Source organism: Mesorhizobium sp. P2_E7 (genome assembly GCF_056403855.1).
Window position 1 is genome coordinate 332,891 of the sequence record NZ_JBFUER010000004.1, and the last position, 26,139, is coordinate 359,029.

A 26,139-nucleotide genomic window follows, 5' to 3' on the forward strand; every position below is an offset into this window, starting at 1 on the left:
CCCCGGCGCGTAAGTGAACCATCTCTCTTTTCGGCGGTGCCCGGGCGACCGTTCGAGCCGCTGGCGCAATCGAATCCGTTTTACCCCTGGCGGCTTTCATGCCATCAGGGGCCGTTCACGGGGTGCAAACCGTCATGACCCTCACCGGCTTTCTCGCTTACAGCGCCGCACTCGGCATCGCCGCCGCCATTCCCGGCCCCGGCGTCACTGCGCTTGTCGCGCGGGCGCTCGGCTCCGGCTTCCGCTCGTCGCTGGCCATGTCGTTCGGCCTGATGCTCGGCGACCTCACCTACCTCACCGCCGTGGTGCTCGGCCTTGCCTTTGTCGCGCAGACCTTCGGCATGGTGTTTCTCGCCATCAAATGGCTGGGCGTCGCCTATCTCGCCTTCCTCGGCTGGCGTTTCTGGACCGCCGGGATCACGCCCGAGACGGTCGAGGCCAGGAAAGGCAAGGGCGGTCTGGTGTCGAGCTTTCTTGCCGGCCTCACCGTCACGCTCGGCAACCCGAAGACGATGATCTTCTACCTCGCCATCACGCCGACCATCGTCGACCTGAAGACCATTACGCTGGCCGACTACGGCATCCTGGTCGCGCTCACCGTCATCGTGCTGTTCGTGGTGCTGGTGCCCTATCTGGCGCTGGCCGCCAAAGCGCGGTGGTTCCTGAAATCGCCACGCGCGCTGAAGGCGCTGAACCGCACCGCCGCCGGCTTCATGGTGGGTGCGGCTGCAGCCATTGCGGCTCGCCAGTAGGTGCATCGATATTCAGGTGAGGCCGGCCTGCAAACGCCGGCTTGCTGCGCTTCCGGTGCTCACGTACCCAAAAGTACGCTCCGCCGGTTCTCCCAAGCCAGCATTTTCGGCTCGGCCTGACCTGAATCTCAATACACCTTGGTGCGTGTTCGGCCGCTACTCGGCCAATCCATTCCGCCAATCGGGCCGTCCGGGAAATGCGTTTCCGGGAGCGATGCGTTTTCAGCAAGCGCCCCACTCGATATTTTCGGGCGGCAGCCTATCTTGCGCGATCGAAAGCCCTATTCTGTCCGCCGATGCCAATTGCCTGACCAATTGCCTGATTTGGGAGCGAAACCAATGAACAAGCCCGTCTCTTCGCCGCGCGTGCCCGGCCGCGGCCGCGTCTACAATTCGATCACCGAGACGATCGGCGACACGCCGCTGGTGCGGCTGGACAAATTCGCCAAGGAGAAAGGCGTCGTCGCCAACCTTCTGGCCAAGCTCGAATTCTTCAACCCGATCGCCTCGGTCAAGGACCGCATCGGCGTTTCGATGATCGAGGCGCTGGAAGCGTCGGGCCGCATCAGGCCCGGCAAGACGACGTTGATCGAGCCGACCTCCGGCAACACCGGCATCGCGCTCGCCTTCGCTGCCGCTGCCAAGGGCTACAAACTGATCCTGACCATGCCGGAAACCATGTCGGTGGAGCGCCGCAAGATGCTGGCGCTGCTCGGCGCCGAACTGGTGCTGACCGAAGGTCCCAAGGGCATGAAGGGCGCCATCGCCAAGGCCGACGAACTGGCCGCCACTCTGCCCGACGCCGTCATTCCGCAGCAGTTCGAAAACCCGGCCAATCCGGAAATCCACCGCCGCACCACCGCCGAAGAGATCTGGAACGACACTGACGGCGGGGTCGACATCTTCGTCGCCGGCATCGGCACCGGCGGCACCATCACCGGCGTCGGCCAGGTGTTGAAGCAGCGCAAGCCCTCGGTGCATGTCGTCGCCGTCGAGCCGGAGGCATCGCCGGTGCTGTCGGGCGGCCAGCCTGGTCCGCACAAGATCCAGGGCATCGGCGCGGGCTTTGCGCCAAAGATCCTCGACACTTCGATCTATGACGAGATCGTCAAGGTTTCCAACGAGGATTCGGTCGCCAACGCCCGCCTCGTCGCGCGGCTGGAAGGCGTGCCGGTCGGCATCTCGTCGGGCGCCGCCTTGCAAGCCGCGATCGTCGTCGGCTCGCGGCCGGAGAACAAGGGCAAGAACCTGGTGGTGATCATCCCGTCCTTCGCCGAGCGCTATCTGTCGACGATTTTGTTCGACGGGTTGGGGGCGTAGGCCTCGGCGCGAGAGGGCCGACAAGGTATAGGTAGCGATCCTTCCCACCCCCCTCTGTCCTGCCGGACATCTCCCCCGCAAGGGGGGAGATTGGCAGTTCCTTCGACGACGCCTCTCCCTGCAACGTTGGTGATTGGCGAACGCATCTGTGACATCTGATCTCCCCCCTTGCGGGGGAGATGGCCGGCAGGCCAGAGGGGGGTGCTGTCCCGCCGAGACCTCCAGCACTTGCTCCCTTCTGGACCGAACAAAATACCCGTTGGCACCTTCCCGGCCCGCTTGAGCGCCGCCCGCAGCCGGTGCAAGTCTCCCTCGGCCCCGTGCGGGCAAGGGAGCACTTCATGTACAAACTTTACACGCGTCCGGGCAGCGGCGGCTTCGTCGTCGAGGCGGCATTGGCGCTGGCAAACGTAGAATTCGACCAGATTGATGTGCCGAAGAAGGACCCGCCGGATCAGGCTTTCCTCGACATCAGCCCGTTGAACCAGGTTCCGGTGCTGACCTTGCCCAACGGTCAGTCGATAACCGAATCGGCGGCAATCTGCATCCTGCTTGCCGAGCGCCACCCGGAGGCGGGCCTGGCGCCGGCTGCCAGTTCGCCGGACCGCGCCGACTTCCTGCGCTGGATGGCGTTCATGTCGTCGGCGCTCTACCCCGCCATACTGCGCCTCTACTATGCCCATCGCTACACCACCGATGTCGACGGCAAGAAAGCCGTCAAGCAGGCAGCCATCGCCGAGATGGATCGCGGCTTCGCCATCGTCGATGCGGCACTTGAGGGGCGGGACTGGCTGGTCGGCAACGCGATGTCGCTGGCCGACATCTACCTCGTCATGCTGGTGGCCTGGCATCCCGATATCGACAAGGCCCGCACCGACTGGCCGAACATTGAGCGCGTATGGTCGGTGTTGCGGGCGCATCCGCTGATGACGCGGCTCAACACAGCGCATGAGATGTGGCCGGCCTGAACGGACAGCGAAATTTCAATGGCGCAGGATCGTCCGCTTCGCCTGCAGGAAGCGGCGCACGGCTGGGTCGCGTTCAAGGCCGATCGCCCGGTCGTAGGCTTCAACCGCTTGCGGCGTATTGCCGAGCCTGGCGAGCAGGCCGGCGCGGGCGGCCCAATACGGCTGATAGTCGGCGAGCCGCTTGTCGTCGCCAAGCACGTAGAGCGCAGCCAGACCTGCCGCTGCCCCATCGGTCTCGGCGATCGCCACGGCGCGGTTGATCGCCACCACCGGCGAGCCTGATATCACCGACAGAGCATCGTAGAAATTTCGGATCGCCGCCCAGTCGGTCTGGCCGGTTCGCCGCCGCGTCGCGTGCACCGACTGCACGGCCGCTTCAAGCTGATAGCGGCCAATGACGCCCATGGTCGCGGCGTGGCCGAGCAGCGCCTCGGCCTCGTCGATCAAGGTGTGATCCCACAGAAGGCAATCCTGATCGGCCAGCGGCACGTAGTCGCCGTCGTCATTGCGCCGCGCCGCGCGCCGCGCCTCGGCAAACAGCATCAGCGCCAGCAGGCCGAGCGCTTCCGGCTCGTCCGGCATCAGCGACGCCACCAGCCGCCCGAGCCAGATGCCTTCAGTCGCCAGATTGCGCGCTCTCGTTTCGGTGCCGGCGGGGTCGGTCCAGCCTTCGGCGAAAGCGGCGTAGATCGCTTCCAGCACCGTATCCAGCCGCTCGCCGAGTTCAGCCCGCTCCGGTACACGGAACGGAATGCCGATCTCGCGGATGCGGCTCTTGGCGCGCACCAGGCGCTGGCCCATCGTTGCCGGCGAGACCAGGAAGGCCGAGGCGATTGTCGCCGCGTCGAAACCCAGAATGGTCTGCAGGATCAGCGGCGCCCGCACGCTGGCTTCGATCGCCGGATGCGCACAGGCAAACATCAGCCTGAGCCGCTCGTCGGGCAGGTCTTCGTCTTGCATGCTTGCCTCCATCTCCTCGGCCATCAGCTTGAGATGATCGCGGCTCGCCTCGCTGGTCAGCCGACGGCGCACGGTATCGACGCCACGGCGGCGCGCGACGGCCAGCAGCCAGGCCTCCGGCTTTTCGGGCACGCCGGTTTTCGGCCAGCGCTCAAGGGCTGCGGCAAAGGCATCCGCCAGCGCGTCCTCGGCGCCGGCGACATCGCGCGTGCGCGCCGCGAGCCAGGCGACGAGCTTGCCGTAGCTTTGCCGGGCGGCCGCCGCGGCCGCCGCGCGCGCGATCTCCGGTCGACTGTCCATCACTGGGTCATTTCTGCGAGGGGTACTCGGTCATTTCCCAGATCGGCCGCACCTCGATGGTGCCGGCGCTGGCGCCTGGACAGCGCGCTGCCCATGCGATCGCCGCGTCGGCGTCCGCGGCCTCGATCATGTAGAAACCGGCAAGCTGCTCCTTGGTGTCGGCGTACGGACCGTCGAGCACATTGGTCTTGCCGTTGGCCGTCCGCACCGCGGTCGCAAGCTGGGTCGGCTTCAGCCGGTCGCCGGCGAGCCACGCTCCGGATTTCTTCAACGCTTCGGTGTAGGCGCCGTAGGCGGTGCTGATCTCGTAGGTCTTGTCGCTCGGCGCGGCCGCCATCGCCGCTTCGTTCGCATAGATCAAAAGCATGTATCGCATGGGTCTTCTCCCGTTTTTTAGGAAGGCCGCGTCGTTGCGTGCCGGACATATGTCGTGTGGCCACGTCCGTTTTCGACAGGCGCCGCGAAAAAACTTTCGTCTTCACCACGAATTTCCGCAAGGGCCAGCTTTTCGCCGGGATCAGGCTTTCGGCTCGAGCCAGCCGCGATAGCGCACGATCAGCCCGGTGAGCCGGTGCGAGATCTCGACATGGAAACGGAAGCGGCCGTCCTCGACGCGCTCATGGGATGCCGAGCGCGGGCAGAGCCACATCGGCAGCGGCAGGCCGAGAAAGCTCCAGCGGCGCAGCACGAGCGACAGTCTTCCCTGCTCTGCCACCAGTGCCATGGCGAAGCTCAGCGGCCCGAAGCCCTCGCACAACAACCGTTGCGATCGACCCCGTCCCGCGAGCTGATCGCTGGAGAAAGTGTGGGCGCCGAACGTTCGCGTCCAGGTCTCACTGTTCCTGGCGGCGTCGAAACGGACTTGCACCGGAATGTCGGCACCAGCGGGAGGAAATCCGACCAGCCAGCCGGATAGCCGGCTAAGAATACCGGCGCCGCGCTCGACGCTGGCGCGACCCTCAGCCGCTCCAACGCGCTCATGCATGGCGCGGATTTCCTGTGGCAGGGTGCTCCAGGCGTCGCCGACCACTTGCGGGTAGAGCGGCTTCTCGGCGTCGGCGGTGTCGTCCCTGAAGCCGGTATGGATCGTCTTGCTGGCAAACAGCGTCTGATAGTCGTCAAGCTCGAGGTCGCGCACCGCTGCATGCGCGCCCGGCGCCGGCGCCTGTCCGTCCAGCACGTTGCGCACCAGCGCCTCGACCGCCATGGCCGGGATCAGCGGCCCGTCATCGCCTTCAGCCAAAAGGTGCCAGGAGCGTTTGATCGCTTCGCCTGTCTTGCCCGTCCCTTCCACTTCGACAAACATGCCGCCGCGATGTTCGCCCCAGCGCAGCCGGTTCGACGCCCAGTGCATCAGCGGCGCCAGCGGCCACAGCGAGCGCACCAGCCCGATCTGCACCAGCCAGGCAAGGCCGATCAGGGCGCGGTGCAGGATTTCGGGGACCGGCCCGGCACCCATCCAGATGGTTTTGGCTTCGGGCCATTGGTCCGTCAGGGCGCGCAAATCCGGCACATCGACCAGCGAAAACAGCGTGCTTTTTAGCGGCACCTTGCCAGGCGGTGCGATGGAGTAGCGCATCTGCTCGGTCAGCGGATGGCCCTGAACCTTGCTGCCGTCGCGTTTCAGCTCCACCGGCTGGCCGGCGTAGCCGGCAATGGCGCGGATGACATTTTCGCCGACCCCGGCATAGGGCGACGGCGCGATACCGCCGCGGATCGTGTCGACCCGCGCCATGCCGGCGCAGAGACGACGCACCACCGCTGCGGTCAGCACCGGGAAACTCGACACGCCCGACAGCACGAACAGGCCGGCCTTGCGCGCCGCTTCGTCATATGCGCAGACGCCGGCGACGAAATCCGATCCATCGGCGAGGTCGAGATAATGGATGCCTTGCGCCATGCAGGCCTCGATCAGCCGGTAGCGGCCCGCGCCATAGGCCTGGAACGGGCCGCTGGCGTCGACGACGCAATCGGGGTTGAGCGCGGAGAGCTGTGCGGCGAGATCGCCGTCGCGATCGAACGCAACGGGCACCAGCTTTGCCGCCGCGCCGGTGCGGGTCTTGCACCAGGCTTCGGCCCTGGCCAGGGAGCGCCCGGCGACGATCAGCGTCAGGCGCGGCTCGCTCTCCAGCAAGTGCACGATGCGACCGCCGAAAATGCCATAGCCGCCGACGACCAGAAGCCTCATCGCGCTGTTGCCTCCATGCATGCCGTTTTCCCAAAACCGAGGTCACTTTTGGGCGACATGGGATCAGCCGATCATCCGCGACCGCATCGCGGGAGACGGGATTTCGCAACTGTCCATGCGGCCGAAGATGGCATAGCGGTTTTTGGCGATGCGCGCGTAGAGCCAGTCGCGCAACGGGCGCGGCAGAAGCAGCAGGATTTTCGCCGCCCGCCACGGCCAGCCGAGTTCGCTCGCCACGGCAATGAGACTGTCCAGCCGCATGAAAGGCGCGTCACCGATGAGGACCAGATTGGTCTCATAGCTGTCGGTGCGCAGCCCGTATTTGCGAAACAGTGCCTCGCCGAAGGGCGACTGCGCGGTGGCGAAGTGGAAACGGTTGTTGCGGTCGAGCCGGACCACAGTGCGCACGAAGCCCGAGCACAGCACGCAGACGCCATCGAAAACGATCAACGGCTGGCTGGCATCGAAGTGAGCCGGCTCGGACGGAACGTTCGTTTCACGCAGGTCGGTCACGATGGCCCCGGTTGGTTGTGTGCAGGCCAATCTAACGGCGCTTCCGGATCGATGCACACGAAACTTCATGGTCGGGCGTGGTGGCCGCAATGAGGACCCGGTAGTGTTCCGGTCGCTTCAATTCTTACTGTCAAGGAATGGACGATGTCACAGGTTCAAATCCGCGCAGCCGAAATGATGGCTCAGCATGGATTCTTAGGTGTACCCGTCGAGACTTTTGAGGATGCAGGGCGCAGGCAATTTGTCGCGCTGCTGGGTGAGGGCCTTTGCCCGGAGTCGAGGGTTCTCGACATCGGCTGCGGTTGCCTGCGCACCGCGTATTGGCTGATACGCTTCCTCGACCCCGGCTGCTATCACGGTATTGAACCGGCTTACTCTCGGGTCGAGTATGGGCTCCAGCATCTGTTTTCGCCTCATCTGTTGGCGGCGAAGCAACCTCGATTCGATTTCAACCCGCATTTCGACTCGTCGGTTTTCGCCACCAAGTTCGACTATTTCCTGGCGGGGTCGATTTGGACGCATGCGAGCAAACGGCAAATTGAAACGACGCTCGAGTCCTTTCTTCGAGATTCGGTTCCAACCAGTGTTTTTCTGCCCTCGTACCTCCCGGCGCTAAATTCGGAAGACGACTATCAGGGCGACCGTTGGGTCGGAACCAGCCACGAATCCGACACGCCTGGTGTGATTAGGCATGCGCTGCCTTGGATCGTAGAACAATGTCAGAAACGGGGGCTCCGCGTGCAGGAAGTTCCAGGCGATGCCTTTGACTCCCAATATTGGCTGCGGATCAGCCACATATAACCGGGTTATGCTCACGCCGAACCCGCCGGCGGCCGGATCAAAGCCGAGGCGTTGTCGCACGGCTTCTCGCGGCCAGCGCGGGGCGCTCGGCGCGATAGGTGGTTGCGCGGTGGTCTGCGGCCGGTCTGCAGATCCTGCTGTCGTGACGGCTTTCGAACGTCATGATCAGTGCGCGCCGAGCGAGGTGCCACGACGGGCGCAGGCCGGGCCAGGGCCGCGCATGTAATAACGCTCCGGCCGATAGGTCGGCGCGATGAACTCGCGGATGGCGGCGGCGTAGCCGGCGATGTGGCTCCAGAATTTCATTTTACCAAGTCCCTGTCCCGATTTTCGGATGTCCCGTCCGATTGCGGGGATCATAGCGTCGAGGCGTGAATAGTCGGTGAACACGATGTTAATCTTCGGTCGAAAACCCGTCGCTTCGTGGCCGGAATGCGGCCGTTTCGGGGTCTTTCAGAGCCTTTTGAGCCCTTTCCGACCAATGTGACTTTTGCATCACATATGTTTCGTCTGGATGTCGCTTGGGCGCGGTTCTGTTTCAATTTCGGCGAGCCCTGCGAAATTTCCGTTCGCGCGCTTGGAAAGCCCCTTGGCGGCAGCCGGAACCGGAACGGGCCTTGCCCGTTCTCGGTTGAACCGCATTGCTGGAGTTTCGCCATGGCACCCCGCCCCGCCTGGAAGGGCTATCTGAAACTGTCGCTGGTGACCTGCGCCGTCGAACTGACCAACGTCGTCACCCACACCGAAAAGGTCTCGTTTCGGGTGCTGAACCGCAAGACCGGCAACACGGTCAAGCGCATCTATGTCGATGCCGAAACCGGCAAGCCGCTGGAGGAAGGCAACGAGATCAAGGGCTATGAACTCGACGACGGCGACTTCGTCCATATCGAGGAAGATGAGATCGCCGCGGTGCAGATCGAGTCCTCGCACACCATGGCGCTGGACGGCTTCGTCGACAAAGCCTCGATCCAGCAGATCTATCTCGACACGCCTTATTATGTCGCGCCGGCCGACAAGGTGTCGGAGGAGGCCTTTGCCGTCATCCGCGACGCCATGGCGGGCAAGAAGATGGCCGGGCTGGCGCGCATCGTGCTCTATCAGCGCGAACGTCCCGTCGTCATCGAGCCGCTCGGCAAGGGCATGGTGCTGACCACCTTGCGCTACGACAACACGGTGCGGCAGCCGGACAGCGTCTTCGGCGACATCAAGGCGGTGAAGACCGACCAGGAGATGACCGATCTCGCCGAGCTCATCATCGACAAGAAGAAGGCGAAGTTCGATCCGTCGAAATTCGAGGACAAGTATGAGGACGCGCTGCTCGAACTGATCCGCGCCAAGAAGGCCGGCAAGAAGGCGCCGCAGCCGCAGGCCGCACCCAAGCCGTCCAACGTCGTCAATCTGTTCGACGCGCTGAAGAAGAGCCTGTTGTCGGATGGCGGCGCGGCGAAGGCCCCAGCGAAGAAGGCCAAGCCGGCGTCCAAGCAGGCCAAGGCGAAAGCGTCCGCGCCCAAACGCAAATCGGCGTGAGCACCATGGCCAGCCTCGAACAATATCAGTCCAAGCGCGATTTCAAGAAGACGGCGGAGCCTGCCGGCAAGGTCACGCGCGGCAAGACATCCGCCGGCATCTTCGTCATCCAGAAACACGATGCCACCAGGCTGCATTACGATTTCCGCCTCGAGCATGCCGGCGTCTTGTGGAGCTGGGCGGTGACGCGCGGCCCGAGCCTCGATCCGCACGAAAAGCGGCTGGCCGTGCATGTCGAGGATCACCCGATCGACTATGCCTCCTTCGAAGGCACCATCCCCAAGGGCGAGTATGGCGGCGGCACGGTCATCGTCTGGGACGAAGGCACGTGGGTGCCCGAGATCGACCCGGCCAGGGCGATGAAGAAGGGCCACATCTCCTTCGAGCTCAAAGGAAAGAAGCTGACGGGCCTGTGGCATCTGGTGCGGCTGAAACCTCGCGCCGGTGAAAAACGCGACAACTGGCTGCTGATCAAGTCCGACGATGCCGCCGCCCGTCCCGGCGAAGATATTCTGAAGGACGCCCCGAAATCGGTGAAGTCGGGCCTGACCATAGAGCAGGTTGCAGAAGGCAAGACCGCCGACGGCAAGAAGCCGAAAGTCTGGCATTCCAACAAGCCTGCCGCCTCCAGTAAGGCCAAGGCCGGACAGGGCAAGCGTCTCGATTTCATCGAGCCGCAGTTGGCGACGCTGGAGCGTGATGCGCCGCCCGGCAAGGATTGGCTGCACGAAGTCAAGTTCGACGGCTACCGCATGCAAGCGCAGATCGCCGGCACCGAGGTGCGGCTGCTGACCCGCACCGGCCTCGACTGGACGGAAAAGTTCGGCGTCGAGATATCAGCCGAGCTAGCCGCACTGAAATGCAGCGACGCCATCATCGATGGCGAAATCGTCGTGCTGGCCGATAGCGGCGTTTCTTCCTTCCCGCTGCTGCAACAGGATCTCTCCGCCAATCGCACCAACCGCTTCACCTACTACGTGTTCGACCTGATGCGGCTCGACGGCAAGGACTTGCGCCGCGAGCCGCTGGTCGAGCGCAAGCAGGCGCTGCAGGAACTGCTTGGTGAACCGACCGAAAATGCCGCCGTCCGCTTCAGCGATCATTTCGCCGAGCCGGGCAAGATCATGCTGCAGCACGCCTGCCGCATGGGGCTCGAAGGCATCATCTCCAAGCGCGCCGACGCACCCTATCGTAGCGGCCGCGGCCGGAGCTGGGTGAAGTCCAAATGCACGGCGCGCCAGGAATTCGTCATCGGCGGCTATCTGCCGTCGGAAAAGACCGGGCGTGGGCTGCGCTCGCTGCTGGTCGGCTATTTCGAGGGCGGCAAGCTTCACTATGCCGGCCGCGTCGGCACCGGCTTCTCGGTCAAGGGCGCCGCCGATCTGAAGAAAAAGCTCGATGCGTTGAAGGCAAAATCGTCGCCCTTCGCCGCTGCCGTACCGAAGGGCAAGGGTCTGGTCTGGGTCAAGCCAGAACTTGTCGGCGAAGTGGAGTTCCGCAGCTGGACCTCGGACCGTATAATACGCCACGCGTCGTTCCAGGGACTGCGCGAGGACAAGCCGGCGGAGGAAGTCGTGCAGGAAAAGCCATCGAAGGCCGAGGCAAAGCCCGCGGCAAGCAGCGCCGGCAAGGCTGCCGGGACCAAAGCCGGGGCAATGACCACCAGCGTAAAACTATCCCATCCCGAAAAACTGCTGTGGCCCGAGGAGAAAATCTCGAAGCAGGCCTTGCTTGAACACTACGCGCTGGTCTGGCCGCGCATGGAGCAGTTCGTCGTCAACCGGCCGCTCAGCCTGGTCAGGGCGCCGGACGGCATTGGCGGCCCACGCTTCTTCCAGAAACACGCCTCGGCCGGCATGAGCGACAAGATCGCCCGCATGAAAGACCCGACCGATGGCGAGGAAATCCTGTTCATCCGCGATTTCGACGGCCTTGCTGCCCTCGTCCAGTACGGCGTGGTCGAGGTCCATATCTGGGGCTGCACCATCGACGAACTGGAAAAGCCGGACCAGATCATCTTCGATCTCGATCCCGATGAGGGCATCGACGTCAAGGCGGTGCGCGAGGCCGCGCTCGACATCAGGGGTAAGCTCGACGAATTGTCGCTGCCCAATTTCGTCAAGCCGTCGGGCGGCAAAGGCTATCACGTGCTCGTGCCGCTGAAGCCGTCGGCGGATTGGGAGGCGGTCAAAACCTTCTCCCATGATTTCGCCAAGGCGCTGGAGCAGGCCGCGCCTGATCGCTACACGGCAACGCTGTCGAAAAAGGCGCGCACCGGAAAAATCTTCGTCGACTATCTACGCAACGGCAGGGGTTCGACGACGGTCGCGCCCTACTCCTCACGCGCCAAGAAGGGCGCGACGGTGTCCATTCCGGTGACGTGGGCGGAGGTGGAAGCAGGGCTGGCGCCGAATGCCTTCCCGATTGGCGCCAAGACGACGCTGAAGGAATTGGAGAAGGCCGATCCGTGGAAGGACTTCTTCAGCCAAGCGAAGGTGTTGAAGCGGGGGTAGGCCGCTCGCTTCACCAGCTACGTTGGCGATCCTCACACCCCCCTCTGTCCTGCCGGACATCTGGGGGAGATTGGCAGCTTCCAGGCGCAGGTCATCCTTGCAACGTTGGAGATTGGCGAAAGCGGCTGAGCACCTGATCTCCCTCCTTGCGGGGGAGATGGCCGGCAGGCCAGAGGGGGGTGCTGTCCCGCCAGCATCGCGAAATCAGCGCCCGGCAAACTAAGCCAAAAACACCCGCTCAAACGCCTGCTTGCCCGGCGGTGAAAACACCACCGCGCGACTATCCTTCTCGCGCCGGGCCCATTTCTCCGCCAGAATCTTGTCCAGGATCGCCGCGCCCAGCGTTCCCGCGAGGTGCGAGCGGCGCACGCTCCAGTCGAGGCAGGCGCGGCACACCGGGCGGCGCGGCTTGGCGTCGACATCGATGCCGATGGCCGAAAAGTGCGAGGCCGCCGACGGCCCGAGCCTGATCTCGTTGTCGTTGCGCAAGAGAATGTCGCGCGCCACAAGCCGGTCGAGCATTGCCACCGCCTGCTCGCCGGCGAGGTGGTCGTAGCAGACGCGGGCGACGCGCATGGCGCCGTCGCGCGGGCCTGGCCGCACGCGCTTGGGGCCAACGGCTTCCGCCACGCCGGTGATGGCCTCGATCATGCCGGCCACCTGTGGCCCGGCGAGGCCGTAGTAGCGATGCCGGCCCTGGCTGGCCAAGGTCAGCAGTCCGCCCTCCATCAGTTTGGACAGATGCGAGGACGCGGTCGGCAGCGACACGCCGGCCTCCAGCGCCAGTTCGCTCGCCGTCAAAGCCGTGCCGCCCATCAGCGCATTCAGCATGTTTGCCCGCGCCGGATCGCCGACCAGGCTGGCGATGCGGGCAATGTCGGGTCCTTCACGCATAGTTCGGTCTCCATCGAAGCATTCTTGCGAGATAATCACTAATGTCGGGCGAGATCAAGGAGAACGCCGATGCCAACCGCTTCCGCCCTACCCGCCAGCCGCCAATCGTTCCCGTTCGTTACATGGCTGCACCGGCGGCTGTTCGCCCGCTGGTACGACCGCCACCTGCAGCGGCTCGACCTCGCCGAGATCGACGACCATTTGCTGCGCGACCTCGGCCTGACCCGTAGGGATGTGCGCCGCGAATGCGCGAAATCCTTCTGGCAGGCCTGACCGCCAGCGCTTTTTGCTTAGCAGACCCGGCGGCACAACGTTTCGACGCCGCTCGAACTATCGACGCTGAAAACCCAAGGAGATCACCATGACCATCACCTGCTTCATCCGCTATGAGATCGACCCGTTCGGCAAGGCGGCGTTCGAGCAATATGCCAAGGCCTGGGGCCAGGCGATCCCGCGCTGCGGCGCCGATTTGATCGGCTACTACGCCCCGCACGAGGGCTCGGCCACCACCGCCTACGCCGCCTACAACATCGACAGCCTGGCGGCCTATGAAGCCTACCGCGCCCGGCTCGCTGCCGATCCCGTCGGCAAGGCCAATTACGAATTCGCCCGCCGCGAAAAGTTCATCTTGAAAGAAGACCGCATCTTCTTGAAGCTGGTGTCCGGACCGCATGGACCGCGACAGCTGTTCCAGCCCGCGGTCAAGGAGGAAGCATGATCGCTGTCATCTTCGAGGTGCAACCGGCTGAGGGAAAGCGCGATGCCTATCTGGGCATCGCCGCGGAACTTAGGCCGCTGCTCGACGGTATCGATGGCTTCATCTCCATCGAGCGGTTTCAGAGCCTGGTCGACCCGAACCGCGTGCTGTCGCTGTCGTTCTGGCGCGACGAGGAAGCGGTGAAAGCCTGGCGCAACACGGAAGAGCATCGGCAGGCGCAAAAGGCCGGCCGCGGCGGAATCTTTGCCGGCTATCGGTTAAGGATCGCGCATGTGGTGCGGGACTACGGGCTGACGGAGCGGGATGAAGCGCCGGCGGACAGTCGGGTGGTGAATGGGTGAGGCTGACGATGTGCAGCGGCATTCATAACCGTCGACCATCGCGCCGCCCCTCATTGTCCTGCCGGACATTTCTCCCCGTATAGAGACGGGGAGAAAGACGCTGTTGCCGATGGTTTCGCCAATCGCCAGCGTTGCAGAACAAGCTGCGAAATTCGCGATAGCCCCCCTTCTCCCCGTTTACGGGGAGAAGATGCCGGCAGGCAGATGAGGGGCAGCGCCGACCTTTGCCTTACCTAAGCATTCCCGATCAGCACCCCGGCCGCAAACACCAGCGCCCCACCCAGCACCACCTGAAACGCCGCCCGCAGGAACGGCGTCTGCATGTAGCGATTCTGCACAAAGGCGATCGCCCACAATTCGAAGAACACCACCACCGCGGCAACCGCCGTCGCCGTCCAGAACTGCGGGATGAGATAGGGCAGCGCGTGGCCGAGCCCGCCCAGCGTGGTCATGATGCCGACGGTGAGCCCTCGCTTGATCGGTGAACCGCGGCCCGACAATTTGCCGTCGTCGGAGGCGACTTCGGTAAAGCCCATCGAAATGCCGGCGCCGATCGAGGCGGCAAGGCCGACCAGCAGCGTCTGCCAGGTGTCGTGTGTGGCGAACGCCGCGGCAAAGATCGGCGCCAGCGTCGAGACCGAGCCGTCCATCAGCCCGGCCAGCCCCGGCTGCACATAGGTCAGGATGAACTGGCGCTGCTCGGCGCTTGCCTCCTCGTCCTTGACGGTGCCCGGCACAAGTTTCTGCTCAAGCCGATGCGCCGAACTCTCATGGCTTTGCTCCGCCGCCGCGAGGTCGTTGAGCAGTTTTCTGGTCGAAGCGTCGCTGGTGCGCTTGGCCGCTTCGACATAGAAGCGATAGGCCTGCCGCTCCATCTCTTCGGCCTGCCGCCGAACATTTTCGACGCCGAGCGGCCGCACCAGCCAGTCGGGCTTGCGCTCGTAATAGCCCTTTACATGCTCGCGGCGCAGCAGCGGAATGCGCTCGCCGAAACGCTTGCGGTAAAGCTCGATGAGGGAATCGCGATGGCCGTCTTCCTCGAGCGCCATCGCCTCGAACACTTTTGCCGATTGCGGAAAGCTTTCGGCCAGTCCCTCGGCATAGGCGCGGTAGATGCGCCCGTCATCTTCCTCCGACGAAATTGCCAGCGCCAGGATCTCCTGTTCCGACAGCGATTCGAAGGGGCGGCGGCCGAAACCGAAGACACGGGAAAGCATGATAAATTCACCCTAGTTTAGAATGGTTCTAAACTAGGCGCTGGCGCTTCTCCGGTCAATCGCCGGTCAACAAGTGTTGAAGCGCCGGCGGCGGCGGGCCCTTCATTATCAGCGAATGTTCACCTATATTGACGGCGACACGCAAAGCGAAAGGTATCCTGGAGATGACGGCAAAGCCGCACGACCACTTCGATCCCAAACCCGTCCTCGATCTCATCGCCAGCATCGAGGCCGACCTGCAGCGGCTGAAAGGCCTGGTCGAGCAGCAGGTCGAAAAATTCGACCCCGCAAATCCGCACAACAAGGCGCCCGACGGCAAGCTGACCGAGGAAGGCGTCGAATGCTGCTACCGCATGTTCGACGAAGGCAAGTCGCGCTATTCCGTCGCCCAGCAGATGAAGATCTCGTTTGCCGCCGCCACGCACAGGTTCAATGCCTGGCGCAAGGCAGGCGGGTCGAAGCGGCAAAGGGTGTTACTAGGATAGAGGCCGAGATGTAACAGAACTTGGGTTCCTCGCCCCCGCAAAGCGGGGGAGAGGTGGCCGCGAAGCGGACGGAGAGGGGGCCTTTTCGTAGGGCGCAGCCCCCTCTCCGTCTCGGCTTCGCCGAGCCACCTCTCCCCCACTGTCGTGGGGGCGAGGAACCCAAGCTGGAATAGCGCCGCGCTGCCCCTCATTCCCGTGCCGGGACCTTCTCCCCGTGAACGGGGAGAAGAAAGCTTCGCCTCACGGCACCAGTTCAATCTCTTCCGTCTCGCCGCCTTCGCAGGTGTAGCAGCAATCGTCGCATTTTTCCTGGTTGTTGGGGCCGACGCCCCAGTAGGTGCCCTCGTCGCCGTCGACCCAGGCGCCGTAGCAGATCGACTCGCCTTCATTGCACGAGACCGGGATCTGCTTGGTCTCGCCATCGTCGAGATAGAAATCCTTGTCGTTGCCCGGCCAGACATAGTCGCGGTCCTGGCTGTAGAGCTCGAGGCGCATGGCGTTGGGATGGCTGTTCTTGACGGCAAAGGTGATGTCGGCGGCGTAGGCCGATGGCGTCAGCAGGACGGCAAGCGAAAGTGCTGCGACGATGCGGCGCGTGATGGTGAGAGACATGGCATTCCCCGGGTGAGAATCGGCCCCCCGGCCGAGAGCGCCAGCATCGCATGATGCGGGGTGACATTGAAGGGCGGTGCCTGACTGATTTTGGGGTGATTGGCGAAGGTGGCCGCGCGTAATCTCCCCCCTTGTGGGGGAGATGCCTGGCAAGGCAGAGGGGGGCGCTGTCCCGCCGACCTCTCAAATTAGTGCAGCCCACGTCATTTCGATTTTAGGCTTGTTGATCCGTTACGCTGGCGATCTTTCGCGCCCCCCTCTGCCCTGCCGGGCATCTCCCCCACAAGGGGGGAGATCAGCAGTTCCAGCGCCTCACGCACCTACCCCACAAACCCAACCCGTTTATGCGATCCATCGCAGAACGGCTTGTTGGCCGAGTGGCCGCAGCGGCACAGGAAGGTGCGGGTGGTGCGGTCGATCGTGTGGCCGGTGCCGGTGACGATCTCGGCATTGCCCTCGACCTTCAGTGGCCCGTTGGTGGTGGGCGTTATGGTCAGCGGGTCATTGCGCGCCTCCAGCGTCGCCGGTGCGTCCTTGAGCGGCGGCTCGCCGGTAGCCGTGAAGCCGGCCTTGATGTGGCTGTTGTCGCAGAACGGCTTGTTCTGCGAAGCGCCGCAGCGGCAGAGCGTGGCGCGAAAGAAGGTCTCGCCGCCGAGCACGATCTCGGCATGGACGGCCAGCGGCCCGTTCTCGCGCAGCCGAACGGTGTTGACCACCGGCGGCTTCTCCTGCGGCCCGCCATCCTTCCTCACATAGCCGATGGCGCCTGACGGGCAGTTCTCGGCCAGCGTCACCACCTGCTCGACATCAGCCGCCTCGGGGTGGATCCACTCGCCGGGCGCATTGGGCACGAAGACATGCGGGTTGCCGAGCACGCAATTGCGCGAATGGATGCAGCGCTTGCCGTTGAAGGAAACGTCGATCTTCTCGCCTTCGACCGTGCCTGCCATGGAGCTCTCCTCGTGGTGGGTGACAACAGGCTAGGGCGGTGGCGGCAAGGGCGTCAAGCTCGCCGCGTGATCTCCCCCCTCGTGGGGGAGATGGCCGGCAGGCCAGAGGGGGGCGCGAAGGATCGCCAGCGTCTCACCTAGGTCGATGTGGAAACGGTGAGGTAGGTTTTGTTATCGACGGATAGCTCGGCGGGACAGCGCCCCCCTCTGCCTTGCCAGGCGTTCGTCGCTCGGAAAGCCAAGCAGTTGGCTTTCCGTCCGCTGCGCGGACCGCTCCTCAACCCCACGAGGGGGGAGATCAGCAGCTTCGGCGCCCCGCTACTCCACCAGATCGATCGTCTCGGTCGTCTTCTCCACGCAGATGAAGCAGCAGGTATCGCACGGCTGGTCATTGTCCGGCCCGACGCCGGCCGAAATCGCATCATTGCCGTTCACCCAGGCGCCGTAGCAGATGTTTTCGCCCTGGGAGCACGAGATCGGCACCGATTTCTGCGAGTTAGGCTCGATCAGAAACACCTGGTCGCCGCCCGGCCACGACATCTTGCGGTCACGGCTGAACAGCTCCACCGCCACCGCCTGGCTGCGCAGGTTCTTGACGAAGAACGCCATGTCGGCGGCATGCGCCGGGGTGGCGAGGAGCAGGGCGGCAAGGGTGAGGCGGAGCATGATGGTGGGACCCGAATCGGAGAGGGGGAGGGTCGCACGGTTCGGGGGAGAAGCGCCATCTTCACCTTCTCCCCTTGTGGGAGAAGGTGTCGCCGAAGGCGACGGATGAGGGGTGTTCCAGGGAACGCCAACGTCTCACTCCGCTGGAACACCCCTCATCCGTCTCGGCGCTGCGCGCCGATCCACCTTCTCCCACAAGGGGAGAAGGAAGAATCAGCGCCTCACCACCACATGCGGCGCGAATGTCTTTATGGCCTCGACCATGTCCTGGCCGCGCACATCCAGCGACGACACTTCCATGTGCACGATGTTCTTGCCGAAGGGCAGCATCCGGTTGAGCGCATTGGCGGGCGCATATTTGATTTCGTCGGGTGGCTCCCGCGTGAGCTCGAAATTGAGCATTGCCGCCCCCTTGCCGGAGGTCAGATGCACGCTCTTCACCATCGCCCATGGCACCAGGACATCGCCGGCGCGGGCATCGCGGAAGCCTTGGCTGTCCAGAGTGACCTGGACCGATTTGTCGAAGGCGCCGCGCGCGATGACATAGCCGAGCCCAAGGCAGCCGAACGCCACCAGCGCGATGACAAGCACATGCCCGCCATCGGCGCCCGCCGCCAGCCCGCGCAGCGCGCCGAAACCGAAGATCGCGCCGATCAGCAACGGCCCGATTGCCGGGAAGATCTTTCCCGTGGCGCTGTTGCGGAGTTCGAGCGGCGCGGACATCTTTCGCCAGCCTAGCGCTTCAGCAAGGTCCAGATCCAGCCGGCAAAGGTCAGCACCAGGAACGGATAGCCGGCGGCGGGCAGCGGCGCCGACGTGGGCAGCAAGGGCGCGCCCCACAGCACCATGCCCACCGTCACGACAAACAGGATCGCGGCGATGAGGCCGGTGATCCGCATCCACAGGGCAAACGTGTTCGCCGCGCTGATCAGGACGAGTGCGGCCGCCCACAGCGAGATGCCGCCGACATAGGAGGGCACGCTGGCCTCCAGCCCCGCCGCATTGCCGGCCAGCAGCAGGCTCTCGCCGGCAAGGAAGGTGAGAAACCCGGCTGCGACGAGATCATTGCCGAGGCGCAGGTATTTCATCGTCAGCAGCGCGGTGGCCATCACAAGCGCCACACCGTCGATCGCCCAGAGCGTTTCGCGAAGTGGAGCGCTGGAGACGAAGGTGCCGGCCAGGCCGAAGGCGCCACCTATGGCGAGGCCGAGAGAGGCGATGGTGTCTGACGTGGTGCGCATGTGTCACGAAAGGTACTTACCAGGCGACCGCCCCGAGACAAGCTTGAACCGATCCATTTCGCCTCACGCGTCAAGCGCCGCCCGATATAACTTGTCGGCTATTTCGCCAACCTTAACTAGGTTCCCACTTATTGTTGCGTCGATAAGTGGGCGCACACTCCGATTCTTCAAGTCAGATCCTTTGATCCCCAAAGATTTCACCAATGAAATCCAGCGCTTACGCGGATCTCCACCAGTCAGCTTTGGGAGTATAATTCGATCTTGATCGAGTCTGCCATCCAAATAGAACACCCACCTATCTTTAGATATACCACGGATCATCTGCTCGGCAGGCGATTGGGCTTCCCATGAAGCGCCGTAGCTATTGCCAAGCTTGACGCATAATACGGCGGTAACACACTTAGCCAGCGCTGGGCTGGGTATTGAGGTACCTAGACTTGCCAATTCCTTCATAGGACCAGGTTCATTGTAAAAATTGTTCAGCCCCTGATGAGCCGCAATTACATTGCTAGCGGCTCGTGCGAAAGTCTCCGACCGGAGATTCTCAGGGACATAGTCAAAGCCGTGTACCGCTACTAATATTCCGTAGAGTGCCTTGACCGCATCTTTCTTCCCTTCACTGAATTCAGCGGCATAGATTTGGCCAATTTGCCACCTCTCGGGATCTCGCAGTTCTGCCCACATCATCTTGATGATAAGAAGAGCGTTACGCGAAGCGTGCTCCAGTTGCGCTCCTCGGCTTGTTCGAATGAGTGTGAGCAACATGCTGATCGCAGTCCGAACAAAGAAATACGGCGATGACTTAAGTTGCGCAATTTCTGAAGATTGGGGAGTAAATGTTTCTGAAGAAAGTTTTTCTCGAAAAAGCCGAAAATCCTGAGGAGTACTTACGGTCTCATGTCCCAATACCCCCTGCACGCACACTCGAAGGCATGAAAGAGCATCCTCCCGTGTCATCATCTCGTCTTGGTCGAATTGTGGATCAGTCGTAACGCCGGCAAAATGGGTAACGATCTCTTGAGAATGGTTCAGGCGAATTGTCTGGAGCGGCGTCAAAATACCAAGGTCGCGTCCGAGGGAAATCGCTTCGGCGTCAGAGAGAACCGAACCAATATCGGAATTTTCATCGATATCGGGCCTCTGAAGCAATTCGCCGATGAAAGCGCTCCCAAGCGTCGCCAACTGCTTTTTTAGAAGGGCCATAGTTCGAGCCCAAACGAACGTTGCAACTATTTCGTAATTCTCTGCCGAGAAGTTAGACGCAATTTGACTCCGCTCGCGTTCCCGAAGTTGGATCGCCCTTTCTGCGATCTTTGCGGGATCGGAGAGTGAGTCTGGCACTTTGGCCAGTGCCGACGTTTTCCAAAGGGCAACTTGCTTACTGGCCATTCTGACCGTCACTGTAAATCGTTAGACCATCTTGAGAGCGGAATAGCGCCGACACAATCCTATTACCCAAAAGGGTTTTGACCCCTTCGAACGCTCGACGCCGCGCGCCTCCCACAGGAGCCTCCTTTTTGTCTTTGGCGGCCCCCGTAGCTCGGTAGAATGTACGGTACGCAACAACCCTGCCCCGTTGGTCAAAAGCGACCATCCCGTCGCTCCTCAGAAACCCCTCTAGCAGTTCCTCAGCTCGCAGCAGCGAGGACAAGGACCCGTCCGACTTTACGCTCGTATACTCGGAAAAAAGTCGGAAGAAATCTAGGGGCGGGTCGACAGGCACAAAATCCTTCAGGGCAGCGATTTTGCCGAGCTTCTTCTGATCGCCACATAGCAAAATGGCACCGTGTGAACTGGTCAAAGCAGCTCCCAAAAGTCTGTTTAGGTACACCCTGAACTCCGCCTTAGATTCTGGCGATAGAGCGTCCACCTTAACACAGCAGTCTTCTGAGAAGCGTTTTACACAACTTTCCTCTAGATTTGTAACTTCTCTAAGCGTTGAGAATATAAGAGAGAGCACATTACCTTTAGCGCTTTTCAGCTCTATCGTATTGTCGTTCTTCTTTCTAAGTAGTATAGAAAATATTCCGTCGTTTATCTCAATTCCTTCGTGGAGCTGCACAGCTGTCGGCAATATGTAGTAGGTAAATACGCCATACGTTACCTCATTTTCGTCGATTCTCTCAACAAAAACCGACCAGTTTTGATTCGATAGCGGAGCGCAATCTTTTAGGATTTTGGATCCGGAGTTAGCGGATAGGCTCGCTCGACCCACATTGTACCTTATGGCTCCAGGAAATACCTTAAGAACATCTTCTATATTTTTACAGAATATTATGTTCGGTGCAAAATGCACGCCTTCATACTTATAATTCAAAAGGGCGCCGGCCAAGTACGCGAGGAGATCCTGTGATTTCGCACACGCCAAACCTTCGTCCATCAGCAAATCAATGATTTTGCTCGATGTTTGATCCCTGAATGTGACGGCAGTATAAGTCATGTAACTTTGAAATGGCTAACTACTCAGAAAGACGCGAACTCATCTTCAAAGTCAACCGTCACGCCGAACCGCGTTGCGCCTGCTTCAGGAGAATGTCGCTATAAACTGACTATCCGTATCAGTCTTTAGCCGCACACCCCGGGATGTGCGGTAGCGATCCTTCCCTTGCCTCAAGTAGCATAGGGTAATTCTTCTTAATCCCCCATCTTAAGCGCCTGGATAAACGCCTCCTGCGGGATATCCACCTTGCCGAACTGCCGCATCCGCTTCTTGCCCTCTTTCTGCTTGTCCAGCAGCTTGCGCTTGCGCGAGACGTCGCCGCCATAGCATTTGGCGGTCACGTCCTTGCGCAGCGCCGAGATGGTTTCGCGGGCGATGACCTTGCCGCCGATGGCAGCCTGGATCGGGATCTTGAACAGGTGGTGCGGGATCAGCTCTTTCAGCTTCTCGCACATCTGGCGGCCGCGCTTTTCCGCCGCGGTGCGGTGGACCAGCATGGACAGCGCGTCGACCGGCTCCTCGTTGACCAGGATCGACATCTTCACCAGGTCGCCTTCCTTGTAGTCGGTGAGGTGATAGTCGAAGGAGGCGTAGCCCTTGGAGATCGATTTCAGCCGGTCGTAGAAGTCGAAGACCACTTCATTGAGCGGCAGGTCGTAGGTCAGCATCGCGCGTTTGCCGACATAGGAGAGGTCGGCCTGGATGCCGCGCCGGTCCTGGCAGAGTTTCAGGATGCCGCCGAGGTAGTCGTCGGGGGTCAGGATGGTGGCGCGGATCCACGGCTCCTCGATGGCGGAGATCTTCACCACGTCGGGCATGTCGGCCGGGTTGTGCAGTTCCTTCATCGAGCCGTCGGTGAGCAGCAGCCGGTAGACGACTGATGGCGCCGTGGCGATCAGGTCGAGGTTGAACTCGCGCTCCAGCCGCTCCTGGATGATTTCCAGATGCAATAGGCCAAGGAAACCGCAGCGATAGCCGAAGCCGAGTGCAGCACTGGTTTCCATTTCATAGGAGAAGCTGGCGTCGTTGAGGCGCAGTTTGCCGACGGCGGCGCGCAGATCCTCGAAATCGGCGGCGTCGACCGGGAACAGGCCGCAGAACACCACCGGCTGCGCCGGCTTGAAGCCGGGCAGGGCGTGCGCGGTGGCGCGCTTGTCCTCGGTGATGGTGTCGCCGACGCGGGTGTCGGCCACTTCCTTGATCGAGCCGGTGAAGAAGCCGAACTCGCCGGGGCCAAGCTCGTCGACATTGATGCGGGCCGGCGTGAACACGCCGGTGCGCTCGACCAGATATTTCGCGCCGGTGCCCATCATGCGGATGGTCTGGCCCTTTTTCAGCACGCCGTCGATGATGCGCACCAGCACGATGACGCCGAGATAGGCGTCGTACCAGCTGTCGACCAGCATGGCTTTCAGCGGAGCAGTGGCGTCGCCTTCGCGCGGCGGCGGCAATTGGTGAACGATTGCCTCCAGCACATCGGGAATGCCCAGCCCGGTCTTGGCCGAGATCAGCACGGCGTTGGAGGCGTCGATGCCGATGACTTCCTCGACCTGCTCGCGGATGCGCTCGGGCTCGGCGGCCGGCAGGTCGACCTTGTTCAGCACCACGACGATCTCGTGGTTGTTGTCGATGGCCTGGTAGACATTGGCGAGCGTCTGCGCCTCAACGCCTTGGCTAGCGTCGACGACCAGCAGCGAACCTTCGCAGGCGGCCAGCGACCGCGACACTTCATAGGCGAAGTCGACATGGCCGGGCGTGTCGATGAGGTTGAGGATATAGTCCTCGCCATTGTTGGCGCGGTATTTCAGCCGCACGGTCTGCGCCTTGATGGTGATGCCGCGCTCGCGCTCGATGTCCATCGAGTCCAGCACCTGCTCCTTCATGTCGCGCAGCTCCAGCCCGCCGGTGGACTGGATCAGCCGGTCGGCAAGCGTGGATTTGCCATGGTCGATATGGGCGACGATGGAGAAATTGCGGATGTGGTCGAGAGGCGTGCTCATGGCGCGCGCTTTAGCAGGGGCAGGGTTGAGGGGCAAGCGGGGGCAGGAGCGCCCTTACCTTCTCCCCTTGTGGGGTCCGAAGGACGGGCGAGGCCCGTGACTCGCCCCGGGCGGTGGATCGGCGCGCAGCGCCGAGACGGATGACGGGTGCGCGAAGACTCCGGCGCCGCGATCCTGCACACCCCCTCTGGCCTGCCGGCCATCTCCCCCTCAAGGGGGGAGATCAATCGCACAGTCGCTTTCGCCAATCTTCTATGCCGCAGGAAAAGCGCCGTCGAGGAAACTGCCAATCTCCCCCCTTGAGGGGGAGATGCCCGGCAGGGCAGAGGGGGGTGCTGTCCCGCCAGCGTTGCCGGTGGGCTTCCCCAATCACAAACCAGTGAGCGCTGTAACGAAGCCTCAGGACGCGGCGAAGTGGGGGTATGGCCGGCAACGGCCGCCGCAACGGAGATCCCCGATGACTGGACTTAACCCAAAACGCGCCGGCATGCTGGCTGCCGCAGCTGCGGCGCTGATGATGCTTGGCGGCACCGCCCTCGCCCAGCCGCTCACCGTGGTCGAGCTCTTCACCAGCCAGGGCTGCTCGTCCTGCCCGCCGGCCAATGCCAATCTGATCAAGGTCAAGGACCAGCCGGGCGTTCTGGCGCTGTCGTTCAACGTTACCTACTGGGACTATCTCGGCTGGAAGGACACGTTCGGCCGCGAGGAGTTCACGCAGCGCCAGGTGCGCTATGAGCCGTCGCTTGGCCGTTCCGGCCCGTTCACGCCGCAGGTCGTGGTCAATGGCGGGGCCGATGCGGTCGGTGCGGCACCCGGCGAGATCGAAGGGCTGATTGCCGACAGCACCCACGCAGCCGGTCCGTCGCTGTCGCTCGATGGCGGCAAGATCAGCATCGGCGCCGGTTCCGCTCCGGGCGGCAAGGCCGATGTCTGGCTGGTTCGCTACAACAAGGGCGTCATCGAGGTGCCGGTGGCGCGCGGCGAAAACACCGGCCGCACGCTGCCGCACGCCAATGTCGTGCACTCGCTGGAGAAACTCGGCAGCTGGAGCGGTGACGCCACCACCTTGCCGTTGCCGGCTGCTTCCGGCGGCTTGAGCACCGCGGTGCTGGTGCAGACGCCCGGCGGCGGGCCGATCCTGGCCGCAGCCGCCAACTGATTTTTTCCACCCAACGCCGCATGAGCGGCACAACCGGGCTCGCATCCGCGCGCCCTCATCAGAGAGGAAATACTATGACCAAGACCCTGACGGCGCTCGCCTTTGCGCTTTCGATGACCGCCTTTGCCGCCGGCGCCCGCGCCGAAGACAACGCCATGAAGCCGGCCGATCCGATGGCCACCGAGGCGATGAAGCCGGCAACGGACGCGATGAAGCCGGCGACCGATGCCATAAAGCCCGTCGACCCGATGGCGACGAATGCGATGAAGCCCGCCACCGACGCCATGAAGCCGGCCGATGCCATGAAACCCGCAACGGATGCGATGAAACCGGCGGACGCAATGGCGCCTGCGCAATAAGGCTCATGGCCCATGGTCCGGCCGCACGGCGGCCGGGCCGGCCCACAGCAATTTGAGAAACCAGACGGGACGATCTGTCGTATAGTCGTCGACACCATCAAGGAGATCAGACATGACCGGCATTGCAAAGACGAGAACGCCGATCTTCAAAAGCGCGCTTGCCGCGCTCATCGTCGCAGCCGCGGCGGCTGCCTTGTGGCAGAGCCCGGCGCGCTCGGCCGAGGACGCGGTGGTGATCCCGCCGCCGGCGATGGACGAAAAGGCCGCCAGCGGCAGCGAAAAGGCGATCTTCGCCGGCGGTTGCTTCTGGGGCGTGCAGGGCGTGTTCCAGCACGTCAAGGGCGTGACCAAGGCGGTCTCCGGCTACACCGGCGGCGCCAAGGATGACGCCGTCTACGAAACGGTGGGCAGCGGCCGCACCGGCCATGCCGAATCGGTCGAGATCACCTACGATCCGTCCAAGGTGACCTACGGCCAGCTTCTGCAGGTCTATTTCTCGGTCGCGCACAACCCGACGCAGCTGAACTATCAGGGACCTGACTCGGGCACCCAGTACCGCTCGACGATCTTTGCCGAGAATGGCGAGCAGCAGAAGATCGCCCAGAGCTACATCGCCCAGCTCGACAAGGCGAAGGTGTTTCCAAAACCCATCGTCACCACGCTGGAGACCGGCAAGACCTTCTATCCGGCCGAGGAATATCATCAGGACTTCCTGACGCTGAACCCGACCTATCCCTACATCGTCTACAACGACCTGCCCAAGGTGGCGAATTTGAAGTCGCTGTTCCCCGCGCTGTACAGCGACAAGCCGGTGCTGGTGTTGGCGGGGAAAAGCTGAGCGCCTAATCTCCCCCCTCGAGGGGGAGATGTCGCCGAAGGCGACAGAGGGGGTCGGTCCGACCGGGATCGGCCTCCTGCGGCAGAAGAAGGTTAGCGCTCCACGCGAAGCGACCCCCTCTGGCCTGCCCCCTCAAGGGGCAGGGCTATCGCATATGGCTTAGAGCGTTGATGAGATAGTCGTCATTCCAAGCGCATTTCTTGATGCGATGGCTGATGGGGACTTTGTCTGCATCGGCGAGTTGGAGGATGTTCCTGGCGAGACGGTTTAGGAGCGCGGTGTTGGCAGGGGCGTTGTCTTTGCGGGCGCGGCTGAGGTCCTCATCCAGATGAACATCGAGCATCCAATGCAGGCCGTTCTCGATCTGCCAATGGGCT

Annotated in this window: 28 protein-coding genes and 1 pseudogene; 13 read left to right on the forward strand and 16 right to left on the reverse strand. The window is 62.7% G+C overall.

The genetic code is table 11. The features are described from left to right. Window positions 1–134: 134 nt before the first annotated feature. The 3 genes from AC1DYC_RS22895 (at window position 135) to AC1DYC_RS22905 (ending at window position 3,040) form a co-directional block, all read left to right on the forward strand. Window positions 135–752 carry a LysE family translocator gene (locus tag AC1DYC_RS22895; protein ID WP_477344548.1) on the forward strand — a complete coding sequence of 206 codons (618 nt, stop codon included), beginning with the start codon at window positions 135–137 and terminating at the stop codon, window positions 750–752. A gap of 339 nt (window positions 753–1,091) precedes the next feature. Further along, window positions 1,092–2,072: a cysteine synthase A gene (gene cysK, locus AC1DYC_RS22900; protein WP_477232304.1), complete on the forward strand. Its 981-nt coding sequence runs from the start codon at window positions 1,092–1,094 to the stop codon at window positions 2,070–2,072. 341 nt (window positions 2,073–2,413) lie between these two features. Next, window positions 2,414–3,040, forward strand: a complete 627-nt coding sequence (locus AC1DYC_RS22905; RefSeq protein WP_477410081.1) for a glutathione S-transferase family protein — start codon at window positions 2,414–2,416, stop codon at window positions 3,038–3,040. Window positions 3,041–3,055: 15 nt separating this feature from the next. Here AC1DYC_RS22905 and AC1DYC_RS22910 read toward each other — a convergent pair whose 3' ends face one another. The 4 genes from AC1DYC_RS22910 to AC1DYC_RS22925 form a co-directional block, all read right to left on the reverse strand. Beyond that, on the reverse strand, window positions 3,056–4,300 hold the full coding sequence (locus AC1DYC_RS22910) for an RNA polymerase sigma factor (RefSeq protein ID WP_477410082.1): 1,245 nt from the start codon (window positions 4,298–4,300) through the stop codon (window positions 3,056–3,058). A gap of 7 nt (window positions 4,301–4,307) precedes the next feature. After that, window positions 4,308–4,676 carry a YciI family protein gene (locus tag AC1DYC_RS22915; protein ID WP_142867448.1) on the reverse strand — a complete coding sequence of 123 codons (369 nt, stop codon included), beginning with the start codon at window positions 4,674–4,676 and terminating at the stop codon, window positions 4,308–4,310. A 141-nt stretch (window positions 4,677–4,817) separates the two neighbouring features. Then, window positions 4,818–6,509 carry a DUF4166 domain-containing protein gene (locus AC1DYC_RS22920; protein ID WP_477410083.1) on the reverse strand — a complete coding sequence of 564 codons (1,692 nt, stop codon included), beginning with the start codon at window positions 6,507–6,509 and terminating at the stop codon, window positions 4,818–4,820. A gap of 42 nt (window positions 6,510–6,551) precedes the next feature. Continuing rightward, on the reverse strand, window positions 6,552–7,001 hold the full coding sequence (locus AC1DYC_RS22925; RefSeq protein ID WP_477410084.1) for a thiol-disulfide oxidoreductase DCC family protein: 450 nt from the start codon (window positions 6,999–7,001) through the stop codon (window positions 6,552–6,554). A 144-nt stretch (window positions 7,002–7,145) separates the two neighbouring features. Here AC1DYC_RS22925 and AC1DYC_RS22930 point away from each other — a divergent pair, with 144 nt between their 5' ends. Further along, window positions 7,146–7,802 carry a class I SAM-dependent methyltransferase gene (locus AC1DYC_RS22930; protein ID WP_477410085.1) on the forward strand — a complete coding sequence of 219 codons (657 nt, stop codon included), beginning with the start codon at window positions 7,146–7,148 and terminating at the stop codon, window positions 7,800–7,802. Between the two features lie 165 nt (window positions 7,803–7,967). Here AC1DYC_RS22930 and AC1DYC_RS22935 read toward each other — a convergent pair whose 3' ends face one another. Further along, the gene (locus AC1DYC_RS22935) at window positions 7,968–8,108 is read right to left on the reverse strand and encodes a hypothetical protein (protein WP_477310557.1); all 141 of its coding nucleotides are present in this window, start codon (window positions 8,106–8,108) and stop codon (window positions 7,968–7,970) included. A 351-nt stretch (window positions 8,109–8,459) separates the two neighbouring features. Between AC1DYC_RS22935 and ku the strand changes: the two genes are divergently transcribed. Both ku and ligD read left to right on the forward strand, forming a co-directional pair. Beyond that, complete coding sequence (gene ku / locus AC1DYC_RS22940) at window positions 8,460–9,329, forward strand: non-homologous end joining protein Ku (protein ID WP_477410086.1); 870 nt, start codon at window positions 8,460–8,462, stop codon at window positions 9,327–9,329. Between the two features lie 5 nt (window positions 9,330–9,334). After that, window positions 9,335–11,842, forward strand: a complete 2,508-nt coding sequence (gene ligD, locus AC1DYC_RS22945) for a DNA ligase D (RefSeq protein ID WP_477410115.1) — start codon at window positions 9,335–9,337, stop codon at window positions 11,840–11,842. A gap of 219 nt (window positions 11,843–12,061) precedes the next feature. Here the strand turns inward: ligD and AC1DYC_RS22950 are convergent, their stop codons facing one another. Beyond that, window positions 12,062–12,736 carry an ArsR/SmtB family transcription factor gene (locus tag AC1DYC_RS22950; protein ID WP_477410087.1) on the reverse strand — a complete coding sequence of 225 codons (675 nt, stop codon included), beginning with the start codon at window positions 12,734–12,736 and terminating at the stop codon, window positions 12,062–12,064. A 69-nt stretch (window positions 12,737–12,805) separates the two neighbouring features. Between AC1DYC_RS22950 and AC1DYC_RS22955 the strand changes: the two genes are divergently transcribed. From AC1DYC_RS22955 to AC1DYC_RS22965, 3 genes are all read left to right on the forward strand, one after another. Further along, the gene (locus AC1DYC_RS22955; protein WP_477410088.1) at window positions 12,806–13,009 is read left to right on the forward strand and encodes a DUF1127 domain-containing protein; all 204 of its coding nucleotides are present in this window, start codon (window positions 12,806–12,808) and stop codon (window positions 13,007–13,009) included. Window positions 13,010–13,097: 88 nt separating this feature from the next. Continuing rightward, on the forward strand, window positions 13,098–13,454 hold the full coding sequence (locus tag AC1DYC_RS22960; protein ID WP_477410089.1) for an NIPSNAP family protein: 357 nt from the start codon (window positions 13,098–13,100) through the stop codon (window positions 13,452–13,454). Further along, on the forward strand, window positions 13,451–13,795 hold the full coding sequence (locus AC1DYC_RS22965) for an antibiotic biosynthesis monooxygenase family protein (protein WP_477410090.1): 345 nt from the start codon (window positions 13,451–13,453) through the stop codon (window positions 13,793–13,795). The genes AC1DYC_RS22960 and AC1DYC_RS22965 overlap by 4 nt, the downstream gene beginning before the upstream one ends. A 233-nt stretch (window positions 13,796–14,028) precedes the next feature. On the opposite strand, the gene mbfA is transcribed toward AC1DYC_RS22965, so the two are convergent. Then, window positions 14,029–15,012 carry an iron exporter MbfA gene (gene mbfA / locus AC1DYC_RS22970; RefSeq protein ID WP_477410091.1) on the reverse strand — a complete coding sequence of 328 codons (984 nt, stop codon included), beginning with the start codon at window positions 15,010–15,012 and terminating at the stop codon, window positions 14,029–14,031. Window positions 15,013–15,176: 164 nt separating this feature from the next. Here mbfA and AC1DYC_RS22975 point away from each other — a divergent pair, with 164 nt between their 5' ends. Continuing rightward, complete coding sequence (locus tag AC1DYC_RS22975; RefSeq protein WP_477410092.1) at window positions 15,177–15,497, forward strand: hypothetical protein; 321 nt, start codon at window positions 15,177–15,179, stop codon at window positions 15,495–15,497. Window positions 15,498–15,737: 240 nt separating this feature from the next. On the opposite strand, the gene AC1DYC_RS22980 is transcribed toward AC1DYC_RS22975, so the two are convergent. The 8 genes from AC1DYC_RS22980 to lepA form a co-directional block, all read right to left on the reverse strand. Beyond that, window positions 15,738–16,109 carry a hypothetical protein gene (locus AC1DYC_RS22980; RefSeq protein ID WP_477410093.1) on the reverse strand — a complete coding sequence of 124 codons (372 nt, stop codon included), beginning with the start codon at window positions 16,107–16,109 and terminating at the stop codon, window positions 15,738–15,740. A gap of 320 nt (window positions 16,110–16,429) precedes the next feature. After that, window positions 16,430–17,059, reverse strand: coding sequence for a CDGSH iron-sulfur domain-containing protein (locus tag AC1DYC_RS22985; protein ID WP_477410094.1), 630 nt, complete (start codon window positions 17,057–17,059; stop codon window positions 16,430–16,432). Between the two features lie 318 nt (window positions 17,060–17,377). Next, window positions 17,378–17,725 carry a hypothetical protein gene (locus AC1DYC_RS22990; RefSeq protein ID WP_352583014.1) on the reverse strand — a complete coding sequence of 116 codons (348 nt, stop codon included), beginning with the start codon at window positions 17,723–17,725 and terminating at the stop codon, window positions 17,378–17,380. Between the two features lie 213 nt (window positions 17,726–17,938). Continuing rightward, window positions 17,939–18,448, reverse strand: coding sequence for a hypothetical protein (locus AC1DYC_RS22995; RefSeq protein WP_477410095.1), 510 nt, complete (start codon window positions 18,446–18,448; stop codon window positions 17,939–17,941). Window positions 18,449–18,459: 11 nt separating this feature from the next. Beyond that, window positions 18,460–18,966: a hypothetical protein gene (locus tag AC1DYC_RS23000; RefSeq protein WP_477410096.1), complete on the reverse strand. Its 507-nt coding sequence runs from the start codon at window positions 18,964–18,966 to the stop codon at window positions 18,460–18,462. 63 nt (window positions 18,967–19,029) lie between these two features. After that, on the reverse strand, window positions 19,030–20,355 hold the full coding sequence (locus AC1DYC_RS23005) for a hypothetical protein (protein ID WP_477410097.1): 1,326 nt from the start codon (window positions 20,353–20,355) through the stop codon (window positions 19,030–19,032). Further along, a complete protein-coding gene (locus AC1DYC_RS23010; protein ID WP_477410098.1) occupies window positions 20,345–21,346 on the reverse strand; it encodes a hypothetical protein in 1,002 nt (333 codons plus the stop codon). Before AC1DYC_RS23010 ends, AC1DYC_RS23005 begins: the two co-directional genes overlap by 11 nt. A gap of 254 nt (window positions 21,347–21,600) precedes the next feature. After that, entirely contained in the window at window positions 21,601–23,406 is a 1,806-nt protein-coding gene (lepA, locus tag AC1DYC_RS23015; protein WP_477346819.1) for a translation elongation factor 4, read from the reverse strand. A 457-nt stretch (window positions 23,407–23,863) separates the two neighbouring features. Here lepA and AC1DYC_RS23020 point away from each other — a divergent pair, with 457 nt between their 5' ends. The 3 genes from AC1DYC_RS23020 to msrA all read left to right on the forward strand — a co-directional run bounded on the left by AC1DYC_RS23020 (window position 23,864) and on the right by msrA (window position 25,762). Beyond that, window positions 23,864–24,565, forward strand: a complete 702-nt coding sequence (locus tag AC1DYC_RS23020) for a DUF1223 domain-containing protein (protein WP_477410099.1) — start codon at window positions 23,864–23,866, stop codon at window positions 24,563–24,565. A 74-nt stretch (window positions 24,566–24,639) separates the two neighbouring features. After that, window positions 24,640–24,924, forward strand: coding sequence for a hypothetical protein (locus tag AC1DYC_RS23025; protein WP_477410100.1), 285 nt, complete (start codon window positions 24,640–24,642; stop codon window positions 24,922–24,924). A gap of 112 nt (window positions 24,925–25,036) precedes the next feature. Then, on the forward strand, window positions 25,037–25,762 hold the full coding sequence (gene msrA, locus AC1DYC_RS23030; RefSeq protein ID WP_477410101.1) for a peptide-methionine (S)-S-oxide reductase MsrA: 726 nt from the start codon (window positions 25,037–25,039) through the stop codon (window positions 25,760–25,762). A gap of 145 nt (window positions 25,763–25,907) precedes the next feature. Here msrA and AC1DYC_RS23035 read toward each other — a convergent pair. Continuing rightward, window positions 25,908–26,139, reverse strand: a pseudogene (locus tag AC1DYC_RS23035) (ISAs1 family transposase); the annotation flags it as partial.